Here is a 22,103-nt window from a genome sequence, read left to right on the forward strand (position 1 = left end):
GGTCACTCCGTGACGGTGGGGTGCACGCCCAGGAACGGGCGCAGCTCCAGCCACTCGTGGATCGGCTTGCCGCCCGCACCCGGGGCGGCCGACAGCTCCCCGGCCAGCTCAACGGCACGCTCGTAGCTGTCGACATCGATCACCATCCAGCCGGCGATGACGTCCTTGGTCTCGGCGAACGGCCCGTCGGTGACCGGCGGGCGCCCCTCACCGTCGTACCGGACGAACGTCCCCCCGGGGGCGAGCGCCTGACTGTCGACGAACTCGCCGGTCTTCTCGAGCCGGGCCGCGAAGTCGTTCATGTACTGCACATGCGCCGAGATCTCCTCCGGTGTCCACTGGTCCATGGGCACGTCGTTGACCGCAGTCGGGGCGCCTCGGTAGTGCTTGAGCAGCAAGTACTTGGCCATGGTGTTTCTCCTCGGTGCCGGTGCGACCCATTGTGGTCACGCTCACCGCGGGGACGGAGCCGGTCACGGGTTCTCGACATCGCCGTCCGATTTTTTTGGCTCTCGTACGGGACAGCCCTTGGTGCTGCGAGTCGGCGAGCCGCGTTCACCCCGTCCCACGGGCCCCGACCGAGCAGCGGTACCGCATCGACTCGATTTCTCCGCGCCTGGTCCTGGACGAGGGCTGACCCCTCCGAACAGGCGGGGTACGGCTGCGGGAGCGGGTCCGCCCGCCGCCGGTCAGTCGTCCTCGGGGGTCTCGGGGCGCAGCAGCGGGTGGGCGACGCCGGGAAACACCCGTGCCCTGACCACCGGCTCGGCCGCCCCGCCCTGGACCACCGTCTCGGCGACACCCCAGGGGCGGCCGCGCAGGACGACGGTCAGTGTGTACGAGGACGAGCACCCCATGCAGTTGTACCGGTCGGCCCAGGTCTCCACATCCGTGACGCTGCCGGGGTAGCGGGCCACGTGCCGGTGCCGGGCATGGCAGCGGTCGCACGTCTCGCCGGGCTCGCAGGTCCCGCCGCAGGGGCACGGCACGTCGAGTGAGTCCGCCGGGCGCCAGCGCTGCGTGAGGACGGCGTCACGGGTGGCGCCCATGTCCTTCATCGCCTTCAGATTGCGGGCGGCGACGTTGTACGACTCGCCGGTGGCGGCCATCCGGTCGCGGATGACGTCTTTGCGTCCGCGGTTCGTCGTCATCGGTTCCTCATCTGTTCCTACGGGGGGTCACGCAGCCCGCAAGGAGGTCCACGAGATCGGCAGGTTCCACGGTACCCGGCGTCCCGGGCGGCCCGTGCCACCTGCCCGGCCGGGGGCGGACGCCGCCCGAAGGCGTGAACCAGGGCTCCTGAACCAGGGCTCGTGAACCAAGGCTGAAGCCGGGTCCGCAGGGGCCTCCACCTTCTCGGCCCCGGTGGCCTGCCCCAGGAGCGAGCTGCGTTGGATCGCCGCCGGCAGTAACCAGCCGCCGTCGGCTCCGGGCGCCCGGTCGAGTCGTCCTGCGCTGCGGCCAAGGCCGTGACGGTTTCCTCTGGCTCCGCGCAGGCAACACCTGGCTGCGCACAGAAGCATGAACACCCCGACAACATCTCAGCCGGTCCCCACTTCGATGGCAGACGGCCCGGGTTCGACGTCACAGAACTCCGGAGGGGAAACAACAAGCTCAGTCCACCGGCCCGCCCGCCACATAGATGACCTGGCCGGAGACGAACCCCGCCCCGGGACTCACGAGGTAGGACGCCGTATGGGCGATGTCCTCCGGCTGACCCACTCTGCCGACCGGAATGGACTGCGCCGCGTTGCGCTGGAACTCCTCGAAGCCGAGGCCCAGCCGACGGGCCGAGGTCCTGGTCATGTCGCTCACCACGAAGCCCGGGGCGATCGCGTTGGCGGTGATGCCGTGCCGGCCGAGCTGCAGGGCGAGCGACTTGGTGAAGCCGAGCAGACCCGCCTTCGCGCTGCCGTAGTCGACACGGGCGGCGTCACCGACCGCGGAGATGCTCGACATGGTGACGATCCGCCCCCACCCGGCCGCGATCATGTGCGGGGCGACAGCCCGGGTGACGAGGAACGGGCCGCGCAGATTGATCCCCAGGACCGTGTCCCACTGCTCCGTGGTCATCTCCACGAGGTCGGCACGGGGGCCGACGCCCGCGTTGTTGACCAGCACGGTCGGCGGACCCAGCTCGGTGGCGACCCGGGCGACGGCGGCGGTCACCGCCGCTTCGTCCGCGATGTCGGCGGCGACCGCCGTCGCGGACCCGCCGTCGTCCTTGATGGCCTGCACGGTGCCCGCGCAGTCCGCCTCGTCCAGGTCGATCACACCGACCGCCAGGCCGTCGCGGGCCAGCTGCCGGGCCACCGCGGCACCGATGCCGCGTGCTGCGCCAGTGACAATGGCTGTACCTCGTACCTGAGTTGTGTGTGTCATGGGCTCAAGTTCACGACATGGGAGCGCTGCTGCCAACCGAATTGGCCCGGGCCTTCACGATCGGCCGTGCCACGCCGGACGGCCCACCATCATGGGAAGCTCCCTTATCGTGATCGGCAGGCCGGCGTCTCGCCGCGGCCCTGGGCGTGTGGCGCTGGAAGCGCTCGCACTGACACGGCAGCTGCAGTGCGTGATCTGTGGCGCGTCGTTGCTCGTCCGCGGGGGTGGGGCGGGTACGTGTGCGCGGCCGCCCGGCCGGTGGGTCAACTCGCAGGCGAACGGGCTGTGCTGATGGTCAGGCAGCAGTGTGCTGCTGGAGTACTAGGACCGCCGCACCCGTGCCGCCAGCCGGTTTCCCAGCCGCCTGCCGAACGTGCCCGGCCTGTTCCAGGCTCTGAATGCCTCCGCCGTGCGGCTGCTCCCCGCGTACTCGACAGCCTTCTCCACTGCCGTCACCTCGCTGCCGGAGAGCCCTCGCACCACCGGACGCAGTACCTCATCCAGCAGTGCGGCCCGGGTCTCGTTCCAGGCCCGGCCCGCGTGCGGGTGGGCGCTCCAGACAGTGAAACAGTCGGCCACGTATGCCGGGTCGGAGCGCAGCCGGGCCAGAATGTCGCCGCGGCGGGCTGCCCGGCCGTAGGCGGCGATCAGGTCCGCGTCGTCGCTGTGCACGAACGCGTACAGCTCCGCGTCGGGCCGGTCCTGCGCGAGCAGGCTGTGGGCAAGGGCGCCGTAGGCGTGCTCCAGCACAGTGGGCTCCACCGGTTCGGCGCGGGCGCGCAGAGCCCTGGCACGGTCGGGCCAGCCGGGCGCCGACTCACCGGACCTGACGTCGCGGGCGAACTCCAGTAGCTGAAGAGCGCCGCGGACCCGTGCGCCGATCTCCTGAGGGAAGCAGCGCAGCAGATCGTGGGCGAGTTCCGCCGCCTCCTCGTCGTCGGAGGGCGCGTGGAGTGCCGCATCGACGAGCTGGGACCACGTACCGGCCGTCCGGTGCGAGTCCGAGCCGGACTCGCCGAGCAGGAGCCGTGCCTCGCCCGCCGTCGGGGTGGCGTCGCCCCAGATCAGCCCGACGGCGGTGCGCAGGACCAGCGGCTCCGCGAACGGCGAGAACCCGGCGGCGCGCAGCACCGTGTGCAGCGCCATGATGCGGTCGGAGCTCTGCTCCTTCGCGCGGGGCGCTTCGGCGCACATCCGCAGATGTGGCAGTGCCTGCGCGCCGGTGAATGGGAGGGCGACGCGAGTGAGGAGGTCCTCGACGGCGGAGGGCGCGCCCAGGGCAAGTTGATCGAGTTCGCCGAGGAGCGCCGTGCGGACGTCGAACTGTTCGTCCAGGAGGTCGAGCAGCGCCGGTGCGCCGGCCGGCGCCGGAGCTGCGAGCAAGGTCTGTGCCATGTGCCGTGCAACCGAGGGGAGTTGGTCCGTGAGATCCATGTCGAGCAGCCGGGCGATCCGGAGCAACTGCACGTGGCGTCCGATGGTCGCTCCACCCGTGGATTCCGTCGCTTCCGAGGTCAGCTCGGCGAGCAGGTCCGGGCCGAGCACGTCGACCAGCTCCTTCACCGCGGCGGGGTCGGCGAACGCCGAGCGCGGCGGGAGTGCCAGGGCGGCGTCGTTGCGCCGTACCGCCTCCGTCACCAGCAGTGCGGCGAGCGGTGCCGTGGTGGTGGCAGGGGCACGTCCTTCGAGCGCTGCCAGCAGCCCGGCCACGGACGCCGATTCGGAGGCGGTACGGTCGTCGGCCGGCGCCGTGAGCGCGGTGGTCAGCCGGTGCATCTGCTGTTCGTCCAGCGCGTACGGTCGCTGGGCGGCCCAATCAGCCGCTGCGGACCGCCCGTTGGGACCGAGCGTGATGCCCGCGTGCAGTGCGGTGAAGGCGAGTGGGCCGGCGGCGAAGGGTTCGCCCGGCAGCGCGGCCGCTGCCCGGAACAGTTCCGGTGCGCGGCTGCGCCAGACCCGGGCGACGGTCTCCGCCCAGGCGTCGTCCACCGGACTCTCAGGAGCGTGACCGGCGCACGTGTGTACGCGATAGCCGGGATCGGTCAGCTCGTGTGCGTCGTCCGGCAGTACGCCGATGACCTGGTGCGCTGAGTGCGCCGGGCGGCGGGTGTACGTGGTGAACGTCAGACGCTGGGCGTGCTCCGGCGGGAGCACGGCTCCGGCCAGCGCGATCCACCGGGCCACGTCCGCGCTCTGCCGCTCCACAAGGACGAGCTGCGCCGACGACGGTTTCTCGCTCACGCGGCGCAGATCGGCGAAGACCGTCGCGAGCCAGGGGCTGCGGGAGACCGCGAAGTCGTTGAGCGCCTCCTGCCCGAAGGCGGCGGAGGCGGGCAGGGCGGATATGCGGTCCGGTGTGCCGCCGTCCGGCGTGGTCGATGCCCAGCTCGGCGACCGCCACGCCGTGATCGGGAGCGCGTCGCCCGGCAGGCGCGTGCCGGCCGGCAGATGCACCGCATGCGCGTGGAAGTGACCGGCGCCGGAACCCCCGAGGGCCACGGTGCGGCTGAGCAGATGGCTGCCGTCGGACAGCGCGCTGAAACTGAACGTCTCGGGAAAGGAACGGAGTTCGGCGTTCGTCGGACGATACGGAGCCTCGGCCGGAGGCTCGTAACCGAGCAGGTTCTCCGCCTCGGTCAGCACCGGCGTGGGTATGCCGCCACCGACCGCGGTGAACCGTGCGCCGACCCCGTCGTCACCCGCAGAGGCAGAGGTGTAGTGCAACTGCGCGAGGCTCATGCGTCGGCCCTCTTCGTCCTTGCCGCGTAGGTCCCCGTGCGTCAGCACGCCCCGCCCTCGTCGGCCGTCGTCAGAGGCCGGTTGTACGGGCACGGCGACGACCCCGGCGGGGAGCGGTCCGCAATCGTGGGAGCGACGCTATCAAGGTGCGGCGGTGCCGCAGGCACGCTGCCGAAACGTGATCTCAGCAACTCCAGCGGGGGTGTTCGGCCCAGCGGCATCGCTCGCGTCGGCGCCCGACGGGCGCCCTCAACTCCGGTACGTGATCAGCGCTGGACGGCGTACGCGACGAAGCCGGTCCAGGCGGCGGGGGAGAGGGTGAGCCGAGGGCCCTCTTCGACCTTGGAGTCCCGGACGTGGACGGTGTCGGGGGAGGTGGCCACCTCTACGCAGGAGTCGCCCGACCCGCTGCTGTAGCTGCTCTTGAACCAGGCCAGGTCTGTGGTGCTCATGCTGCTCCTCGCATCCGCTCCAACAGGCTCATGGAGTCCTCCAGGGAGAGAGCCTGTGAACGCATCCTGGCATATCGCATCTGGAGCGTGCTGACGACTGCTGGGTCGGTATGGAAGTGGCCGCTCTCCTGTCCCTCGCCATAGCCGAACCACTTGTGTTCCGGGGTCTCCAAGAGCTGCATAGGTCCGTGCAGTCCCGCGTGACGCTCCTGCTCGAGCGGCATGATCTGAACCTCGATGTTGCGGAGTTGAGCCAGCAGGAAAATGTGGTTGATGAGCTCTCGGGTGACCTCGGCTCCGCCTGCACGGCGCAGGAACAGGTGCTCTTCGAGGATGAAGCTGTACGCGGTGTTCGGCCGCTCCGTCAGCAGCGCCATTCGTTCGACCCGGGCAACCATCCGAGCCTCGATCTGTTCATCGCCCAGCGGTGGAAGTTGGTCCCTGAACAGTGCCCTTGCGTATGCCTCGGTCTGCAACAGGCCCGGAATCAACCGGCACTCGTACGTGTACAGGCTGGCCGCCTCCGCCTCGAGCTGCGCCCAATGGCGGAACCACTTCGCCAGCCCCCGCCGCCGCGACAAGTGCTTCGCCGCAGCCCTGATCACGCCGAACGCGTCCAGCACCTCTTCCGCCCGGTCCACGAACGCGGGCGGTGGGAACCGGCGGCCCTGTTCGATCGAGGCGACCGTCGGCACCGAGTACCGCACCCTCGGGGCGAACTCCTCCTGCGTGAGCCGCGCCCGTTTGCGGAAGACCTTGACCACCTCGCCGAACGCCTTCAGGGTGTCCGAGGGCTCCGGCTCCCCGTCCGCGCCCGTCGTGCCGCCTGTGCCACCCGCGCCGTCCGTCATGTCCGGCCACCTCCCGTGCCCCACCTGTCCGCAACGTGCCCATGGTCACGGACTGTCACGCGTACCGTCCGCACTCCGTACTCGTACGCTGACTCAGCGTACGAGTTTCTGACCTGGTGGGACCGCCCTCCCGGCCGTCACGGTGGGCGCATGGAAGCACTCGCGTCCCCGCAAGCGCCGTTCACCGTGCGTGTGTTCGTGCAGCGATTCAGTTCCACGCCCCGAGGAGCCCGGCTCGCCCGGCAGCTTGCTCTGCACCAGCTGAACGAGTGGGGCATCCCCTACGGCGGTGACGCGTCCGAGACGACTGCGCTGATCGTCGCCGAGCTGGCGGCGAACGCCGTGACGCACGGCCGGGTGCCGGGCCGGGACTTCGAGTTGAGGCTCGTCCATGCTCCGGGTGACCGGCGCGCCCTCGGTGTTCTGCGGATCGAGGTCACGGACGCCCGGGGTGAGCGGCGCCCGCCGGGGCCGGGGGAGCTGGTGGCGCCGCCGCCCGGTTCCGGCAGCGGGCACGGGCTGATCCTGGTGGAGGCGCTGGCCGACCGGTGGGCGGTGGTGGATCGCGTGCCGCCGGGGAAGACCGTCCGTGCCGAGCTGGACCTGCTCTACTGACCAGCTGCCTGCTGTCACCCCCTGCAGGGCCGCGCGAGCGTGCCGAGGCTACGCGGGCTTTTCCGAGCGTGACTCCGTTCGCTGAGCCCGGGCGTCCGGGGTACATGCGGGTGGACGGCCCGCACCCGTTCGGGGCCGTGTTGCACCTGCCCGGACCCTTCGACCCGGACCGGCACACGGGCGAGCTGTGAACGTGTCGGCATAGGGTCAGGTCTGCGCACCGCCCCTGCCCGCAGGCAACCGAGGAGAGTGCACGCCCCGTGACCGAACACGCCCACGCGGCCCCGCCGCCACCCGTCTCCGAAGTCCAGCTCTCCGCAGGGCCGGTGGAGTACCAGGACAGCGGCGGGGACGGCCCCGTCGTCGTCCTGCTGCACGGCGTCGCCATGGACGGTTCGCTGTGGCGGCACGTCGTCGCCGATCTGCGCTCCGACTACCGGTGTGTTGTCCCGACCCTGCCGCTCGGCGGCCACCGCCGACCCATGAAGCCGGACGCAGACCTGTCGGTCCTCGGCGTGGCCCGGCTGGTCGCGGAGTTCCTCGACGCGCTCGACCTCACCGACGTCACCCTGGTGATGAACGACTGGGGCGGGGCACAGGCCCTCGTCGCCGACGGCCGTGATCAGCGGATCGGGAAGCTCGTCATCACCTCCTGCGAGGCGTTCGACAACTTCCCGCCCGGACTGCCCGGCTCCAATCTCCACGCCTCGGCCAAGATGCCCGGCGGCCTGAACATGGCCTTCACCCTGCTGAAGCTGAAGCCGATGCGACGGCTGCCGATGACCTGGGGCCGGATGAGCAAGCGGCCGGTGCCGCACGAGGTGATGGACGCGTGGTTCCGGCCGCTGTGGACCGATCCGGAGATCCGTCGCGACCTGCGGAAGTACGTTCTCGGGGTGCCACCGAAGGCCGAACTCGTCCGATGGAGCGAGAATTTGCGCGAGTTCGACCGGCCGGCGCTGGTCGCCTGGGCGGCCGAGGACAAGGTCATGCCGCCGGCGCACGGTCGCCGGCTCGCCGAACTGCTGCCCAAGGGGGAGCTGGTGGAGATCGCCGACAGTTACACACTCATACCGGAGGATCAGCCTCGGCGGCTTGCCTCCGCCATTCGGACGTTCCTGCGGAAACTCTGAACGGGCGGGCGTGTCGCCCGTACCGAAGGGTGGCCGGCCCCTTCCGCGCGGGGCGGGCATGAAGCGGAGCTGCGGCTGCGCTTAAGAAAACCTCGATGGACCTGGGGCGCGGGGTACGGCAGATTTCTCCGTGACGGCGGAGGATGGTGCGCGGCAGCCGGTCACCGTGCGTGCTGCCTCCATGCCGTCCCCTCTCAATCTTCCCCGGGCCGCAGGCTCCCTTCGAGGCTGCCCCCGGCCCGGGGCGTTCACCTCGCACCATGTACAGGGAGCCGCAGCCGTGAAGGCACTCGTGAAGCAGAAGGCCGAGCCCGGACTCTGGCTGATGGACGTTCCCGAGCCGGAGATCGGCCCCGCGGACGTGCTGATCAAGGTCCTCCGCACCGGCATCTGCGGAACCGACCTGCACATCCGCAACTACGACGGCTGGGCGCAGCAGGCCGTCAAGACGCCGCTCGTCCTCGGCCACGAGTTCGTCGGCGAGGTCGCCGCGATCGGAGCCGACGTCGTCGACATCACCGTCGGCGACCTGGTCAGCGGCGAAGGCCACCTGGTCTGCGGGAAGTGCCGCAACTGTCTGGCCGGACGCCGCCACCTCTGCCGCTCCACCCTCGGGCTCGGCGTCGGCCGGGACGGGGCGTTCGCCGAGTACGTCGCGCTGCCCGCCTCCAACGTGTGGGTGCACCGGGTCCCCGTCGACCTCGACATCGCCGCGATCTTCGACCCGTTCGGCAACGCCGTGCACACCGCGCTGTCCTTCCCGCTGGTCGGCGAGGACGTCCTGATCACCGGCGCCGGCCCGATCGGCATCATGGCCGCGGCCGTCGCCAAGCACGCGGGTGCCCGCAACGTCGTCATCACCGACGTCAGCGAGGCCCGGCTCGAACTCGCCCGGAAGGTCGGCGCCAGCCTCGCCCTCAACGTCGCCGAGGAGACCATCGCCGACGGCCAGCGCCACCTCGGCCTGCGCGAGGGCTTCGACATCGGCCTGGAGATGTCCGGCCGCCCCGAGGCCATGCGCGACATGATCGCGAACATGACGCACGGCGGACGGATCGCCATGCTCGGACTGCCGTCCGAGGAGTTCGCCGTCGACTGGTCCCGCATCGTCACCTCGATGATCACGATCAAGGGCATCTACGGCCGCGAGATGTACGAGACCTGGTACGCCATGTCCGTCCTGCTGGAGGGCGGCCTCGACCTCGCCCCCGTCGTCACCGGACGGTACGGCTACCGCGACTTCGAGGCGGCCTTCGACGACGCGGCGAGCGGACTCGGCGGCAAGGTCATCCTCGACTGGACCGTCTGACCGACCTCGTACCGGCCCGTACACACCAGGAGACACCCCTCATGTTCGACTCCGTACGCGACGACATGCGCACGACCCTCGACGAGATCAAGGCCGCCGGGCTCCACAAGCCCGAGCGCGTGATCGGCACCCCGCAATCCGCGTCCGTCGCCGTCACCGCCGGTGGCCGCCCCGGTGAGGTGCTCAACTTCTGCGCCAACAACTACCTGGGCCTCGCCGACCACCCCGAGGTGATCAGCGCCGCCCACGAGGCGCTGGACCGCTGGGGCTACGGGATGGCCTCGGTCCGCTTCATCTGCGGCACGCAGGAGGTCCACAAGGAGCTGGAGCAGCGGCTCTCGTCGTTCCTCGGCCAGGAGGACACGATCCTCTACTCCTCCTGCTTCGACGCCAACGGCGGCGTGTTCGAGACCGTCCTCGGCCCGGAGGACGCGGTCATCTCCGACGCCCTCAACCACGCCTCCATCATCGACGGCATCCGCCTCTCCAAGGCCAAGCGGTTCCGCTACGCCAACCGCGACATGGACGACCTGGAGCAGCAGCTCAAGGAGGCGTCCGGGGCGCGGCGCCGGCTCATCGTCACCGACGGCGTGTTCTCCATGGACGGGTACGTCGCCCCGCTCCGCGAGATCTGCGACCTGGCCGACCGCTACGACGCCATGGTCATGGTCGACGACTCGCACGCCGTCGGCTTCGTGGGCCCCGGCGGCCGCGGTACGCCCGAACTGCACGACGTCATGGACCGCGTCGACATCATCACCGGAACGCTCGGCAAGGCCCTCGGCGGTGCCTCCGGCGGCTACGTCGCGGCCCGTGCCGAGATCGTCGCACTGCTGCGCCAGCGGTCCCGTCCGTACCTCTTCTCCAACTCCCTCGCCCCGGTCATCGCGGCGGCCTCGCTCAAGGTCATCGACCTGCTGGAGTCCGCCGGTGACCTGCGCGAGCGGCTGGCCGCCAACACCGCGCTCTTCCGCAACCGGATGACCGAGGAAGGCTTCGACATCCTGCCCGGCGACCACGCCATCGCCCCCGTGATGATCGGGGACGCGGCGAAGGCAGGCCGGATGGCGGAGCTGCTCCTGGAGCGCGGTGTGTACGTGATCGGGTTCTCGTACCCGGTCGTCCCCCAGGGCGCGGCGCGCATCCGCGTGCAGCTGTCGGCCGCGCACTCCACGGACGACGTGAACCGTGCGGTGGACGCGTTCGTCGAGGCGCGGGCCGCGCTCGGCGAGTAGCTCCACGAGCGGGGCGGTCCCAGGTCCCGTACACCCCTCGGGGCCTGGGACAATGGATCACATGATCGATGCACGGCGGCTGCGTATTCTCCGTGCGGTGGCCGACCACCGCACCGTGACTGCGGCAGCCGCCGCGCTCTATCTGACGCCGTCCGCCGTCTCCCAGCAGCTCGCCGCCCTGGAACAGGAGACCGGCCACCGGCTGGTCGACCGCAGCGCCCGCGGCGTACGGCTCACCCCGGCCGGCGAGATCCTGCTGACCCACACCAATGCGGTGCTGGCCCAGCTGGAGCGGGCCGAGGCGGAGCTTGCCGCGTACGGGGCGGGAGACGCCGGTACGGTCACGGTCGCCGCGTTCGCCACCGGCATCGGGCTCGTGCTCGCCCCCGCCATCGCCGACCTGACACTGGCCGCGCCCGGCATCCGGGTCCGGGTGCAGGACGCGGAGGGCGACGCGAGCGTGCCGATGGTGCTCGACCGGCAGGTCGATGTGGCGGTCGCCGTCGAATACCGGGGCGCGCCCGGCGAGGACGACCGGCGGCTGACCCGGGTGCCGCTGTACTCGGAGCCGTTCGACGCCGTGCTGCCGGTGGGGCACCGGCTGGCCGGCCAGGACCAGGTGGCCATCGCGGACCTGGAGAAGGACCCGTGGATCGGCCCGTACCCCGGCAACCCGTGCCACGACGTGGTCGTGCTCTCCTGCGAATTCGCCGGCTTCCAGCCGAGACTGGAGCACTCCTCGGACGACTTCCGCGCGGTGGTGGCACTCGCCGGAGCGGGGGCCGGGGTGGCACTGGTGCCGAGGTCGGCGCTGCGGGGAATGGAACTCGCGGGGGTGGTGGTACGCCCGGTGGAGGGCAGCGCACCGACCCGGCGGGTGTTCGCCGCGGTACGGCAGGGGGCGGAGGGGCATCCCCTGATCCGTCCGGTGCTCGACGCGTTGCAGGCCGCGGCGGGGCGGGTGCTGTAGACATGCTTCCGTCCGTCCAGCGCCTGAGGACACAGCGGCCCCCGGCCGCCCACCGCACCCTCACCGCCTCCTGACGCGGCCACCGGACGTCCCCGGGATCACCACGCCCGCCGCCGCAGCCATCAGCACCGCCCCCGCGAGCACGCCGTACCGCACCGGATCCAGGTACGGCACCGTCCCCGCCGCCGACACCGCGAACGCCGTCAGAGGGACAGCCGCCACCGCCGTGCCGATCGTCAGGCCCGCCACGGCCACCAGCCCCGTCTCCAGGAACAGCATCCGCGTCACCTGCCTGCGCCCCGCCCCCACCAGCCGCAGCAGGCGGAACTCCCGTCGGCGGCCCACCGTGATCAGGGTCAGCGTGCTCACCACCGCCAGCAGCGCGAACCCGCCGATCACCCCGACCCCGATGACGATCAGCGCGTCGTCCTCCTCCGACGAGGGCGGCGCGATCCGTACGTCGTCCGCCGTCGCGGCCCGGACCTGCGCACCGGCGTACGGGGCGACCGCGCGGCGTACCGAGGCCGCAGCCGACCCGGCCTCCGAGCGGACCAGGATGCGGGCATCGCGCGCCGCCGACACATGCCCGGTCAGCGCCTCGCGCGGCAGCATGAACTCGCCGAGCCCCAGGGCCCGTTCGTACACCGCCACCACCCGCAGCCCCGTCTCCGTACCGTCGCCGAGCCGCAGCCGCAGCCGCACCCGGTCGCCGACGCCGACGCCGAGCTCGTCCGCCCGGTCCCTGCCGACCGCGACGGTGGAGCGCCCCGTCAGGGCGGTCAGGTCACCCGATGCGACGCCCGGATCGACCGTGCCGGACAGCTCGCCGGCCGTCACACCCAGCACCGGGTAGCGGTCCAGCTTCGGATCACCCATCTCGTGGTGCGCGAGCAGGACCGACGACCGCAGCACACCTGTCGCAGCCGCCACCCCCGGCGCCCGGCGCACCGCAGCCGCCGCGTCCGCGGGCAGCCCCGCAGGAGCCGTCACCACCAGGTCCGCCCGCAGTGCGGCCTCCGCCTGCCGGTCGGCGGCCCGTTCCAGCGTCGCCCCCGCTGTCAGCTGGACGCAGACGAACGCGACCACCAGCACCATCGGTGTGATCGCCGCGCCCAGCCGCCGGTTGTGCGCGGCGGCCGACTTCGCCGCCAGGAACCCGGAGACACCGCCCGCACGCCGCAGCGGCGCACCCAGCACCCGCGTCGCCGCCCGCGCGATCCACGGCCCGAGCAGCGCCACCGCGATGACCAGCGACGTCGCCGCACCCGACGCGGCCACAGCGGCCGCCTGACCGCCCTGCGCCATTGCCGCGACCGCCGAACCGACCCCGCCCACGACCAGCAGCATGCCCGCACCGGTCCGCAGTCGGCCCGGCTCACCCGGCTCGGGGGCGCGCGCCGAACTCAGCGCGGCGGCGGGCCGCATCCCCGTGATCGACCGGGCGGCGAGCAGCGAGACCGGACGTGCGGCCCCGGCGACGAACACCGCGGCGGCCACGGCTGCCGCGAGCGGCAGCCACAGCGGCGCGGGCAGCGGCAGCGGATCCGTCGTCAGCAGCGACCGCATCAGCAGCCCCAGCGGTACGGCCCCGGCACCGCCCAGCACCACCGCCGCACCGGCCACCCGGCTCACCTCCCGGCCGACCGCCGACCTGAGCTGCCGAGGCGTCGCGCCGACCGCCCGCAGCAGCGCCAGCTCACCGGAGCGCTGGTGGACCGCCTGGGAGACGGTCGTGGAAAGAACGAGAAGCGCCACCATGAGGACCGTGCCCGCGATCGAGCCGAGCAGCGCCAGCAGATCACCGCGACCGCCCAGCGCGTCCAGGTGCTCGGCCTCTCCGCGTGCGGAGCCGATGAGGACCCGGATGCCGCGCCCGGTGTCCGTACGGTCGGGCAACGCGTCGCCCAACGAGTCCCGCAGCGCGTCCGAGGAGACGCCGTCCCGCGCGACGATCCCGACCGCGTCGACCGTGCCGGGGTGCCCCGCCAGAGCGGTCAGCCGCGCTTCGGTGAAGAAGACGGCGGGGGCGCCCTCGCCCCGGTTGCCCGCCTCCGCGACACCGCTGACGGTGTACGGGCGCGCGGCGCCTTCCGCCTGGAGTTGCACGGTCGAGCCGACCTCGGCCCCGGCGGGTGCCAGCGCCCGGTCGACGACCACCTCGTCCGCACTCCGCGGCGCCCGGCCGGAGGTCAGCTCGTACGGAGTGAGCACCGCCGACGGCCAGGAACGGCCGACCGCACCGGCGCCACCGCCCAGCGTCAGCGGCACCGAGTCGTCCGCGACCGCCTTCGCGACCCCGTCGGCCGCCGCGGCCTTCGCCACCACGGACCGGTCAAGCCGGGCCCGTTCCGACAGATATGCCGTCACCGTCATCGGCTCACTGCCCCACGGCTTCGCCGTGTACGACACCTTCTGGTCGGCCGCCACCACCGCGTCCGCGCCCGCGTACCGCTCCACCGGCGGCTGCGCCAGCAGCAGCGAGCCGAGCACCAGCGCGAACGCGCCGATCAGCGCCGCCGTGGCCGCCGTCGCCGCGAACACCGCGGCCCAGGCCCGCCGGTGCGCCGTCAGCGAGCGCCTGGCCAGGAACGCCGACGCGCGCCGCCCCCCGGATCGCGCCCGCACGGTCTCCGCCTTCCGGATCCTCGTGCTCATCGCAGCCGCCCGCCGTCCATCGTCAGCACGGTGTCCGCCCAGCTCGCCGCCACCGGATCATGGGTGACCATGACGACCGTACGGCCGTCGATCCGGACCGCGTCCCGGAGCAGACCGAGGACCAGCGCCGCCGACTCCGGGTCCAGGGACGCCGTCGGCTCGTCCGCGAAGATCACCGCGGGTTCGGTCACCAGCGCGCGGGCCACCGCGACCCGCTGTTGCTGGCCGCCCGAGAGCGTGGTCGGACTCTCCGCCCCGCGCCCCGCAAGACCCACGCGGGCCAGCAGATCCTGCCCGCGGGCCAGCACCCCGGTATCGGCCGGATCCGCTCCCGCGAGCACCAGCGGCAGCACGACGTTCTCCTCGATGGACAGCGACGGCACCAGGTTCAGTGCGTGCGACTGGAAGACGAAGCCCACCCGGTCCCGGCGGAGCCGGGTCAGTGCCGCCTCGCTCAGCGATCCCAGGTCGGTGCCACCGATCCGTACGGTTCCCGAGGTCGGACGGTCCAGCCCCGCCGCGCACTGCAGGAACGTGCTCTTGCCGGACCCGGAAGGGCCGACCACCGCGGTGAAGCTTCCGGCCGGGACGGCGCAACTGACCGCGTCGAGCGCCACCGCCTCCGGAGCGCGGCCGCGCCGCCCGTAGCGCCGGCTCACCGACTCCAGGCTCAGCGCGGTCGCCCGCATTGCCGTGACCGTGTCCACCGTTGGATACCTCCGTTGCTGCTTGCATATCGTCTGACCTGCATAAACGCTAGGAGCGAGCAGAGCTGCGGGGGAGAGTGCGGGCTCCCGGAACGGGGGTGCAGCCAGCTCCACCACGAGCCGGGGGCAGGCGCCACTCCGCAGTCGGGCGGACCCCCGTAACGTGACCTGACATGAGCACCGATCCCGCCCCCCTGACGGTCGCCATCCGGCGTTCGTGGGATGCCTCGCGCTATCTGTTCATCGGCATTCCGGTGGCACTGCTCGCCTATGTGTGCGCGTTCCTGGTGGTCGCCGTCCTGATGTTCGCCGCCGTGATCATCGGGCTGCCCGCCCTGCCGGAGGCCGCCAAACTGCTGCGGCGCTTCACGGACTTCGAGCGCCGCCGGTCCGCTGCGCGGCTCGGCGTGCCGTTCCGCCCGGCGCAGTATCTTCCGCTGGACGGCGGGGAGCTGTCCGAGCGGGTCCGGCGGGTCCTCACCGACCCCGCGACCTGGCGTGACGCGCTCTGGCTGCCGGTCCAGGCCCTCGTCGGCAACGGACTCGGCTACCTCACCATGATCCTGTGGCCGATCGGGCTCCTCGTGGACGGGGCCGCACTGACCGTCGTCCACGCCCTGGACCGGCGCACCGCCGACGAGTACGGCACACCGGTTCCCGAGCGGCAGGGCTGGGTGCTGCGCTGGCACCCCGTGCTCGCGGATCTGGCGGCGAGCTGGTCCCGTTCGCTGCTGACCTCGTCGCACTCCGCCGAACTCGCCGACCGGATCGCGCAGCTGACGGAGAGCCGGGCCGGTGCCGTCGAGGCGCACGGCGCCGAACTGCGCCGCATCGAAAGGGATCTGCACGACGGCGCCCAGGCCAGGATCGTCGCCCTGTCGATGCGCATCGGGCTCGCCAAGCAGCTCCTCGACCGTGACCCCGCCGCCGCCCGGCTCCGCCTCGACGAGGCCCACGACGGCGCGGAGGCAGCCCTCGCGGAGCTGCGACACGTGGTCCGCGGCATCCATCCGCCCGTGCTGACGGACCGCGGACTGGCGGGTGCGGTACGGGCTCTGGCCGCCGATGCCGCCGTCCCCGTCACCGCGGACCTCGACGGTGTCGAGGACGGGCGGCGGCTCCCGGCCGCCATCGAGGCGGCCGCGTACTTCGTGGTCGCCGAGGCGCTCACCAACATCAGCAAGCACAGTGGCGCGACGGCCGCCACCGTCCGGATCGGCAGGGGCCCCGACACCTTGCGCGTGGTCGTCGGGGACGATGGACACGGCGGCGCGGACGAACGCGCCGGCAGCGGCCTGCTGGGGATCAGGCGGCGGGTCGCCGCACTGGACGGCACGACCCGCATCAGCAGCCCCACCGGAGGGCCGACGGACATCGAAGTGGAGCTGCCGTGCGGATCGTGATCGCCGAGGACAACGCCTTGCTGCGGGAGGGCCTGATCCTGCTGCTCACCGGTTCGGGCCACGAGGTGGTGGCCGACGCGGCCACCGGGCCCGAGATCCTTCCCGCCCTGCTGAAGCACCGGCCGGACGCCGCAGTCCTCGACGTACGGCTGCCGCCGACGTTCCGGGACGAGGGCCTGCGCGCCGCCGTCGCAGCCCGCGCGGAGCTGCCCGAGCTGCCGATCCTCGTCCTGTCCCAGTACGTCGAGGAGACCTACGCCGCCGAGCTGCTTGCCCAGGGCGCCCAGGGCATCGGCTACCTCCTCAAGGACCGGGTGGGCCGGGTCGACCAGTTCCTGGAAGCCCTCGACCGGGTGGCGGCAGGTGGCACGGCCCTCGACCCGGAGGTCGTGACCCAGCTGCTGACCCGCAGGTCGTCCGCCGAACCGCTGCGGAGCCTCACCCCGCGCGAACGCGAGGTGCTGGAACTGATGGCCCAGGGCAAGGCGAACGGCACCATCGCCGCCGAACTGGTCGTCACGGAGAGGGCGGTGAGCAAGCACATCGGCTCGATCTTCGCCAAGCTCGGTCTGGAACCGGACGACGGCACGGTGCACCGGCGGGTGCTCGCCGTACTCGCGTACCTGGAGGGCCGGGCGAACCGCTGAACACCCTGCCCGGCCGCCCGGTCCTTCGCACCCGGCCGCTCAATGTGACGCGCCGTCAGCAGCTCCAGGTCCGCTCGGTCCGGCTCCAGGACCGTCTCCCGCAGCGGCGGCCCAGGATGTCGGCAAAGTTGCCGGTACGCCAGCAGCTCCTCCCCGTTCAGCAGCAGAAAGTCCGGCTCGGTCCGCAGCAGACAGCGGTGCAGCCGCCGGATCAGCTCGACGGCGGAGCGCTCCGGCAGATCCAGTGCGGACCGCAGTTCCGCCCGTTGTGCATCGATCTCCGGGGCGAAGGTGTCACGGATGTCCTCCTCGGTCCCGGCGACAGCGGCGAGCAGCCGCTCCTCCCCGTCGCCGGGCGTCAGCGACACGTAGTCGCGCCAGCCCGGCAGTCCGGTCAGCATCTCCAGCGCCTCGTCCACGCTGCCGCCGATCAGGCCTGCCGTGCCGTCCGACGACGCGTACAGCACCGGCCCGTCCGCATCCGGATCCCCGCACACGAAATAGGTGCCGCCCGTGTCGCTCCCCGCTATGGGGGTCAGGGCCGCGCCGGACGCCAGCACCACGTGCTCCACGTGATCGGCGCGACCGAGGTCGAAGTCGAAGGGGAACGCGGCCAGTTCGGCCAGCTCGCGGTTGTTCCGCAACAGCTGGAGGGCACGGTCGGTCATGTCACTGAACGTAACAGCGGCCACTGACAACGCTCACGCGAGGCGGGAGACCCGCGGTTCACGCGGGCTGGAGCAGGTCCCAGCGGTTGCCGTACAGGTCCTCGAAGACCGCGACCGAGCCGTACGGTTCGTGGCGCGGCTCCTCCAGGAAGCGCACTCCGGCCGCCAGCATCCGTGCGTGGTCGGCCGCGAAGTCCTCGGTGTGCAGGAAGAAGCCGACCCGGCCGCCGGTCTGCGCGCCGACGGAAGCCCTCTGGCCCTCGTCCTTGGCGCGGGCCAGCAGCAGTCCCGTACCCGCCGCGGCGCCGCGCGGGCGGACGACGACCCAGCGGGATCCGTCCCCGCGGTCGGTGTCCTCGACGAGTTCGAAGCCGAGGGCGTCCGTGTAGAAGGAGAGGGCCTCGTCGTAGTCGCGGACGACCAGAGTGACCAGGGCGATGTGGGACATGGCGGTTCCTCGGGGGTGCGGAGCTGGGCCATACGGCAGAGTTATACGTAACACTACCGAGTGCGCCTCCCCTGCCGGGACAATGCCCCGCATGCACCTGAGTGACGTCGGCGAACTGTCGGCCCGCGCCCGTCGGCTCGCCACCCCCGGACATCGCCGCATACTCGGCATCGCGGGGCCGCCCGGAGCCGGGAAGTCCACCCTCGCCGCCCAGCTCGTCGAGGCGCTGGCCGGGCTCGCCGTCCTCGTCCCGATGGACGGCTTCCACCTGGCCCGGGCCGAGCTGGACCGGCTGGGCAGGGCCGGCCGCAAGGGCGCTCCCGACACGTTCGACGCCGCCGGGTACGCAGCCCTGCTCAGACGCCTGCGCACGCCCGGGGAGGAGGGGCCCGTCTACGCTCCCGCCTTCGACCGCACCCTGGAGGAGCCGATCGCCGGGTCCGTTCCCGTGTCACCGCACATCCCGCTCGTCGTGACCGAAGGCAATTACCTGCTCCATGACGACGGCCCCTGGGCGCCGGTGCGGGGGCTGCTCGACGAGGTCTGGTTCCTGGACCTCGACCCGGACGTGCGGGTGCGCAGGCTCGTCGACCGCCATGTGCGGTTCGGCAAGCCCCGGCCGTACGCGGAGCGCTGGGTGGCCGGGTCCGACGAAACCAATGCCCGGCTCGTCGACCGCGGCCGGGACCGCGCCGACCTCGTCGTACGGCTGCGCCCGACGTCCTGACCCCCCACTCGCGCCGACTGCCGCCGCCGGGCAGGATGCTGTATGCCGTGTCGCATCGCCAGGAGGTTCCGCATGTCCAGCCCCGACCAGCCCGTGCCGTTCACCGCCGATGACTACCGGGCGAGGATGGAGCGGGCCGCCGAGTCCGCCGCCGAGGCGGGGCTCGCGGGTGTCCTCGTCGCACCGGGCCCGGACCTCGTCCACCTCACCGGCTACCACCCCGTGAACACCGAACGCCTCACCCTCCTCGTCCTCAAGGCGGGCCAGGACCCGGTCCTCGTCGTCCCCACTCTGGAGGCACCGGACGCCGAGGAGGCCGTCGGCTCCCCGGCTCTGACCCTGCGCGACTGGACGGACGGCAAGGACCCGTACGCCGTGACCGCCCCGCTGCTCGACGCGGACGGCCGGTTCGGAATCAGCGACAACGCCTGGGCGATGCACCTGCTGGGGCTGCAGAATTTCCTCCCCGGCACCTCGTACGTCTCCCTCACCGAGGCCCTGCCGATGCTGCGGGCGGTCAAGGACGCCGCCGAGCTGGAGCGTCTCGCGGCAGCGGGGGCCGCAGCCGACGCCACGTACGAGGAGATCCTGAAGGTCCGCTTCTCCGGCCGCAGGGAGACCGACGTCGCCGCCGATCTCGCCGCGCTGCTCAAGCAGTTCGGGCACTCGCAGGTCGACTTCACGGTCGTCGGCTCCGGGCCCAACGGCGCCAACCCGCACCACGAGGCGGGCGACCGCACCATCGAGCGCGGCGACATGGTCGTGCTGGACTTCGGCGGCCTCAAGCACGGCTACGGCTCCGACACCTCGCGCACGGTCCATGTCGGCGAACCCAGCGCCGAGGAGCAGCGGGTGCACGACATCGTGCGGGAGGCGCAGGAGGCCGGCTGCCGCGCGGTCCGGCCCGGGGTCGCCTGCCAGGAGATCGACCGGGCGGCCCGCGCCGTCATCACCGAGTTCGGCTACGGCGAGCGCTTCATCCACCGGACCGGCCACGGCATCGGCGTCACCACCCATGAGCCCCCGTACATGATCGAGGGCGAGGAGCAGCCGCTGGTGCCCGGGATGTGCTTCTCCGTGGAGCCCGGCATCTATCTGCCGGGCCGGTTCGGCGTCCGTATCGAGGACATCGTGACCGTCACGGAGGACGGCGGGCGTCGGCTCAACACCACCGCACGCGAGCTGGCGATCGTCGAATAGCCGGACCGGGAGGGGCGTTCAGCCCCCGGCTCCCGGTCGCGGAGGCGGTGCCGCACGTCGTGCGGCACCGGTCGGGCACCCTCCGAAGGTGTCGACGAGGGTGCCACCCGCTTCCGCGGCCCCTCAGTCGTCGGCGAGCACCACGCACGACTCGGGCGGCAGATGCAGCAGCCCGTCCGCGCCCGGCGTCTCCACCGGTTCCCAGGCGGCCAGCACCCTGCCCCCGCTGTTCCGGTTCCGCCCGACGCCGAGCGGGATCGTGGCCGGCTTCTCGTCGAGGTTGACCGCGATCCGCAGATCGCCCCTGCGATAGGCCAGCCAGCGCGCCTGCTCGTCGAAGGCCGTCTTCACCGATGCCAGATCCGGGTCGGACAGGTCGGGCATGGCGCGGCGCAGTGCGATCAGTTCGCGGTACCAGGCCTGGATGCGGGCGTGCGGCTCGCGTTCCCGTTCGGTCCAGTCCAGACAGGAGCGGTCGCGGGTGGCCGGGTCCTGAGGGTCCGGGATGTCCTCCGCCGCCCAGCCGTGCGCCGCGAACTCCCGACGCCTGCCGCTGCGTACCGCTTCCGCGAGCGCCGGGTCGGTGTGGTCGGTGAAGAACTGCCAGGGGGTTCGGGCGCCCCACTCCTCGCCCATGAACAGCATCGGGGTGAACGGGCCGGTCAGCACGAGCGCCGCCGCGCAGGCCAGCAGCCCGGGGGAGAGGGAGGCGGAGAGCCGGTCGCCGAGTGCCCGGTTGCCGATCTGGTCATGGGTCTGCGCATAGCCGACGAAGCGGGTGGCCGCGGTGCGGACGATGTCGACGGGGCGGCCGTGGGCGCGGCCGCGGAAGCTGGAATATGTGCCGTCGTGGAAGAAGGCGCTCGTCACCGTCTTGGCCAGGGCGGTCAGCGGGGCGGCGGCGAAATCGGCGTAGTAGCCCTGGGACTCGCCGGTCAGCGCCGTGTGCAGGGCGTGGTGGAAGTCGTCGTTCCACTGGGCGTGCAGCCCGATGCCGCCCGCCGCCCGCGGCGTTGTCGTGCGCGGGTCGCAGCGGTCCGACTCCGCGATCAGCGGCAGCGGACGGCCGAGCTCCGCGGAGAGCGCGTCGACCGCCGTGGACAGCTCCTCCAGGAAGGTCAGTGCCCGGGTGTCGGCGAGGGCGTGGACCGCGTCGAGCCGCAGTCCGTCGAGCCGGTAGTCGCGCAGCCAGCCGAGCGCGCTGCCCAGCAGATACGCGCGGACCTCGTCCGATCCCGCGGCGTCGAGGTTGACCGCGGCGCCCCACGGCGTGTGGTGGGTCTCGGTGAAGTACGGGCCGAAGGCGGGCAGGTAGTTGCCGGACGGTCCCAGGTGGTTGTGGACCACGTCGAGGACCACCGCAAGACCGAGCCCGTGTGCCGTGTCGACAAAGCGCTTAAGTCCCTCGGGGCCGCCGTACGGTTCGTGCACGGCCCACAGTGACACCCCTTCGTAACCCCACCCGTGCGTGCCGGGGAACGGGCAGACGGGCATCAGCGACACATGGGTGACGCCCAGCTCGGCGAGGTGCGGCAGCCGCGCCGCGGCGGCGTCGAAGGTGCCCTCCTCGGTGTACGTGCCGACGTGCAGCTCGTACAGGACGGCGCCCGGGAGCCCTCTGCCCGCCCACTCGGTGCGCCAGGCGTACGTCTCCTGGTCGACGACGGCGCTCTCGCCGTCCGGGCCGTCCGGCTGGCGGCGTGAGCGCGGATCCGGCAGCACGGGGCCGTCGTCGAGGACGAAGCCGTACCGGTCCCCGTCCGCGGCCTCCGCCTCGGTCGTCCACCAGCCCGTCCGTGCCGGGTCGCGCACCATCGCCCGCAGCTCACCCGCCAGCCGCAGACCGACCGAATCCGCCTCCGGTGCCCATACCTCGAACAGCATGCGTTGCTCCTCGTCTCCTCGTTCCGGCCCCATGGTCGGCAGAAGTAGGGATCACCGGCCCACGACACTGGATCGAGC

20 protein-coding genes are annotated in these 22,103 nt (G+C 72.1%); 10 read left to right on the forward strand and 10 right to left on the reverse strand.

Translation table 11 applies throughout. The features are described from left to right. Positions 1 to 2 precede the first annotated feature (2 nt). The 6 genes from ACFU8W_RS17100 to ACFU8W_RS17125 form a co-directional block, all read right to left on the reverse strand. The gene (locus ACFU8W_RS17100; protein WP_384037390.1) at positions 3 to 410 is read right to left on the reverse strand and encodes a YciI family protein; all 408 of its coding nucleotides are present in this window, start codon (positions 408 to 410) and stop codon (positions 3 to 5) included. A gap of 279 nt (positions 411 to 689) precedes the next feature. Next, the gene (locus ACFU8W_RS17105) at positions 690 to 1,151 is read right to left on the reverse strand and encodes a hypothetical protein (RefSeq protein WP_384037393.1); all 462 of its coding nucleotides are present in this window, start codon (positions 1,149 to 1,151) and stop codon (positions 690 to 692) included. A 463-nt stretch (positions 1,152 to 1,614) separates the two neighbouring features. Beyond that, positions 1,615 to 2,382 carry an SDR family NAD(P)-dependent oxidoreductase gene (locus ACFU8W_RS17110; RefSeq protein WP_384037396.1) on the reverse strand — a complete coding sequence of 256 codons (768 nt, stop codon included), beginning with the start codon at positions 2,380 to 2,382 and terminating at the stop codon, positions 1,615 to 1,617. Between the two features lie 321 nt (positions 2,383 to 2,703). After that, positions 2,704 to 5,121, reverse strand: a complete 2,418-nt coding sequence (locus ACFU8W_RS17115; protein ID WP_384037816.1) for a GTPase-associated protein 1-related protein — start codon at positions 5,119 to 5,121, stop codon at positions 2,704 to 2,706. A gap of 266 nt (positions 5,122 to 5,387) precedes the next feature. Next, positions 5,388 to 5,573, reverse strand: a complete 186-nt coding sequence (locus ACFU8W_RS17120; protein WP_345514056.1) for a DUF397 domain-containing protein — start codon at positions 5,571 to 5,573, stop codon at positions 5,388 to 5,390. Continuing rightward, on the reverse strand, positions 5,570 to 6,424 hold the full coding sequence (locus tag ACFU8W_RS17125; RefSeq protein WP_345514054.1) for a helix-turn-helix transcriptional regulator: 855 nt from the start codon (positions 6,422 to 6,424) through the stop codon (positions 5,570 to 5,572). The genes ACFU8W_RS17120 and ACFU8W_RS17125 overlap by 4 nt, the downstream gene beginning before the upstream one ends. 150 nt (positions 6,425 to 6,574) lie before the next feature. Here ACFU8W_RS17125 and ACFU8W_RS17130 point away from each other — a divergent pair, with 150 nt between their 5' ends. The 5 genes from ACFU8W_RS17130 to ACFU8W_RS17150 all read left to right on the forward strand — a co-directional run bounded on the left by ACFU8W_RS17130 (position 6,575) and on the right by ACFU8W_RS17150 (position 11,686). Beyond that, the gene (locus ACFU8W_RS17130) at positions 6,575 to 7,039 is read left to right on the forward strand and encodes an ATP-binding protein (RefSeq protein ID WP_384037401.1); all 465 of its coding nucleotides are present in this window, start codon (positions 6,575 to 6,577) and stop codon (positions 7,037 to 7,039) included. Positions 7,040 to 7,299: 260 nt separating this feature from the next. Next, a complete protein-coding gene (locus ACFU8W_RS17135; RefSeq protein ID WP_384037403.1) occupies positions 7,300 to 8,172 on the forward strand; it encodes an alpha/beta fold hydrolase in 873 nt (290 codons plus the stop codon). A 280-nt stretch (positions 8,173 to 8,452) separates the two neighbouring features. Beyond that, positions 8,453 to 9,481, forward strand: a complete 1,029-nt coding sequence (gene tdh / locus ACFU8W_RS17140) for an L-threonine 3-dehydrogenase (protein WP_384037406.1) — start codon at positions 8,453 to 8,455, stop codon at positions 9,479 to 9,481. Between the two features lie 41 nt (positions 9,482 to 9,522). After that, complete coding sequence (locus tag ACFU8W_RS17145) at positions 9,523 to 10,716, forward strand: glycine C-acetyltransferase (RefSeq protein ID WP_358856443.1); 1,194 nt, start codon at positions 9,523 to 9,525, stop codon at positions 10,714 to 10,716. Positions 10,717 to 10,777: 61 nt separating this feature from the next. Beyond that, positions 10,778 to 11,686 carry a LysR family transcriptional regulator gene (locus ACFU8W_RS17150; RefSeq protein WP_384037410.1) on the forward strand — a complete coding sequence of 303 codons (909 nt, stop codon included), beginning with the start codon at positions 10,778 to 10,780 and terminating at the stop codon, positions 11,684 to 11,686. A gap of 60 nt (positions 11,687 to 11,746) precedes the next feature. Here ACFU8W_RS17150 and ACFU8W_RS17155 read toward each other — a convergent pair whose 3' ends face one another. Both ACFU8W_RS17155 and ACFU8W_RS17160 read right to left on the reverse strand, forming a co-directional pair. Further along, entirely contained in the window at positions 11,747 to 14,341 is a 2,595-nt protein-coding gene (locus ACFU8W_RS17155) for an FtsX-like permease family protein (protein WP_384037413.1), read from the reverse strand. Next, positions 14,338 to 15,030, reverse strand: coding sequence for an ABC transporter ATP-binding protein (locus ACFU8W_RS17160; protein WP_384037819.1), 693 nt, complete (start codon positions 15,028 to 15,030; stop codon positions 14,338 to 14,340). Before ACFU8W_RS17160 ends, ACFU8W_RS17155 begins: the two co-directional genes overlap by 4 nt. A 191-nt stretch (positions 15,031 to 15,221) precedes the next feature. On the opposite strand from ACFU8W_RS17160, the gene ACFU8W_RS17165 reads away from it, so the two are divergent. The 3 genes from ACFU8W_RS17165 to ACFU8W_RS17175 all read left to right on the forward strand — a co-directional run bounded on the left by ACFU8W_RS17165 (position 15,222) and on the right by ACFU8W_RS17175 (position 17,793). Then, complete coding sequence (locus ACFU8W_RS17165; protein ID WP_384037416.1) at positions 15,222 to 16,451, forward strand: sensor histidine kinase; 1,230 nt, start codon at positions 15,222 to 15,224, stop codon at positions 16,449 to 16,451. Continuing rightward, positions 16,439 to 17,098 (forward strand): LuxR C-terminal-related transcriptional regulator, encoded by a 660-nt coding sequence (locus ACFU8W_RS17170; protein ID WP_384037419.1) that lies wholly within the window; start codon positions 16,439 to 16,441, stop codon positions 17,096 to 17,098. The genes ACFU8W_RS17165 and ACFU8W_RS17170 overlap by 13 nt, the downstream gene beginning before the upstream one ends. A 116-nt stretch (positions 17,099 to 17,214) precedes the next feature. Next, positions 17,215 to 17,793: a hypothetical protein gene (locus ACFU8W_RS17175; protein WP_384037422.1), complete on the forward strand. Its 579-nt coding sequence runs from the start codon at positions 17,215 to 17,217 to the stop codon at positions 17,791 to 17,793. Positions 17,794 to 17,824: 31 nt separating this feature from the next. Here the strand turns inward: ACFU8W_RS17175 and ACFU8W_RS17180 are convergent, their stop codons facing one another. Next, complete coding sequence (locus ACFU8W_RS17180; protein WP_345514044.1) at positions 17,825 to 18,214, reverse strand: VOC family protein; 390 nt, start codon at positions 18,212 to 18,214, stop codon at positions 17,825 to 17,827. Between the two features lie 91 nt (positions 18,215 to 18,305). Here ACFU8W_RS17180 and ACFU8W_RS17185 point away from each other — a divergent pair, with 91 nt between their 5' ends. After that, positions 18,306 to 18,941: a nucleoside/nucleotide kinase family protein gene (locus ACFU8W_RS17185; protein ID WP_384037425.1), complete on the forward strand. Its 636-nt coding sequence runs from the start codon at positions 18,306 to 18,308 to the stop codon at positions 18,939 to 18,941. A 72-nt stretch (positions 18,942 to 19,013) separates the two neighbouring features. Then, positions 19,014 to 20,141, forward strand: coding sequence for a M24 family metallopeptidase (locus ACFU8W_RS17190; RefSeq protein ID WP_384037428.1), 1,128 nt, complete (start codon positions 19,014 to 19,016; stop codon positions 20,139 to 20,141). A gap of 123 nt (positions 20,142 to 20,264) precedes the next feature. Here the strand turns inward: ACFU8W_RS17190 and treZ are convergent, their stop codons facing one another. After that, positions 20,265 to 22,025, reverse strand: coding sequence for a malto-oligosyltrehalose trehalohydrolase (gene treZ, locus ACFU8W_RS17195; RefSeq protein WP_384037431.1), 1,761 nt, complete (start codon positions 22,023 to 22,025; stop codon positions 20,265 to 20,267). Between the last annotated feature and the right edge of the window lie 78 nt (positions 22,026 to 22,103).

This window comes from Streptomyces sp. NPDC057565 (assembly GCF_042801455.1).
Taxonomy (GTDB): domain Bacteria; phylum Actinomycetota; class Actinomycetes; order Streptomycetales; family Streptomycetaceae; genus Streptomyces; species Streptomyces yanii.

What these genes read in the sequence shown, in the direction of transcription:
- ACFU8W_RS17100 (WP_384037390.1), bottom strand. Translation starts at nt 410, where the DNA reads ATGGCCAAGTACTTGCTGCTCAAGCACTACCGAGGCGCCCCGACTGCG.
- ACFU8W_RS17105 (WP_384037393.1), bottom strand. Translation starts at nt 1,151, where the DNA reads ATGACGACGAACCGCGGACGCAAAGACGTCATCCGCGACCGGATGGCC.
- ACFU8W_RS17110 (WP_384037396.1), bottom strand. Translation starts at nt 2,382, where the DNA reads ATGACACACACAACTCAGGTACGAGGTACAGCCATTGTCACTGGCGCA.
- ACFU8W_RS17115 (WP_384037816.1), bottom strand. Translation starts at nt 5,121, where the DNA reads ATGAGCCTCGCGCAGTTGCACTACACCTCTGCCTCTGCGGGTGACGAC.
- ACFU8W_RS17120 (WP_345514056.1), bottom strand. Translation starts at nt 5,573, where the DNA reads ATGAGCACCACAGACCTGGCCTGGTTCAAGAGCAGCTACAGCAGCGGG.
- ACFU8W_RS17125 (WP_345514054.1), bottom strand. Translation starts at nt 6,424, where the DNA reads ATGACGGACGGCGCGGGTGGCACAGGCGGCACGACGGGCGCGGACGGG.
- ACFU8W_RS17130 (WP_384037401.1), top strand. Translation starts at nt 6,575, where the DNA reads ATGGAAGCACTCGCGTCCCCGCAAGCGCCGTTCACCGTGCGTGTGTTC.
- ACFU8W_RS17145 (WP_358856443.1), top strand. Translation starts at nt 9,523, where the DNA reads ATGTTCGACTCCGTACGCGACGACATGCGCACGACCCTCGACGAGATC.
- ACFU8W_RS17150 (WP_384037410.1), top strand. Translation starts at nt 10,778, where the DNA reads ATGATCGATGCACGGCGGCTGCGTATTCTCCGTGCGGTGGCCGACCAC.
- ACFU8W_RS17155 (WP_384037413.1), bottom strand. Translation starts at nt 14,341, where the DNA reads ATGAGCACGAGGATCCGGAAGGCGGAGACCGTGCGGGCGCGATCCGGG.
- ACFU8W_RS17160 (WP_384037819.1), bottom strand. Translation starts at nt 15,030, where the DNA reads ATGCGGGCGACCGCGCTGAGCCTGGAGTCGGTGAGCCGGCGCTACGGG.
- ACFU8W_RS17165 (WP_384037416.1), top strand. Translation starts at nt 15,222, where the DNA reads ATGAGCACCGATCCCGCCCCCCTGACGGTCGCCATCCGGCGTTCGTGG.
- ACFU8W_RS17175 (WP_384037422.1), top strand. Translation starts at nt 17,215, where the DNA reads ATGTCGGCAAAGTTGCCGGTACGCCAGCAGCTCCTCCCCGTTCAGCAG.
- ACFU8W_RS17180 (WP_345514044.1), bottom strand. Translation starts at nt 18,214, where the DNA reads ATGTCCCACATCGCCCTGGTCACTCTGGTCGTCCGCGACTACGACGAG.
- ACFU8W_RS17185 (WP_384037425.1), top strand. Translation starts at nt 18,306, where the DNA reads ATGCACCTGAGTGACGTCGGCGAACTGTCGGCCCGCGCCCGTCGGCTC.
- ACFU8W_RS17190 (WP_384037428.1), top strand. Translation starts at nt 19,014, where the DNA reads ATGTCCAGCCCCGACCAGCCCGTGCCGTTCACCGCCGATGACTACCGG.
- treZ (WP_384037431.1), bottom strand. Translation starts at nt 22,025, where the DNA reads ATGCTGTTCGAGGTATGGGCACCGGAGGCGGATTCGGTCGGTCTGCGG.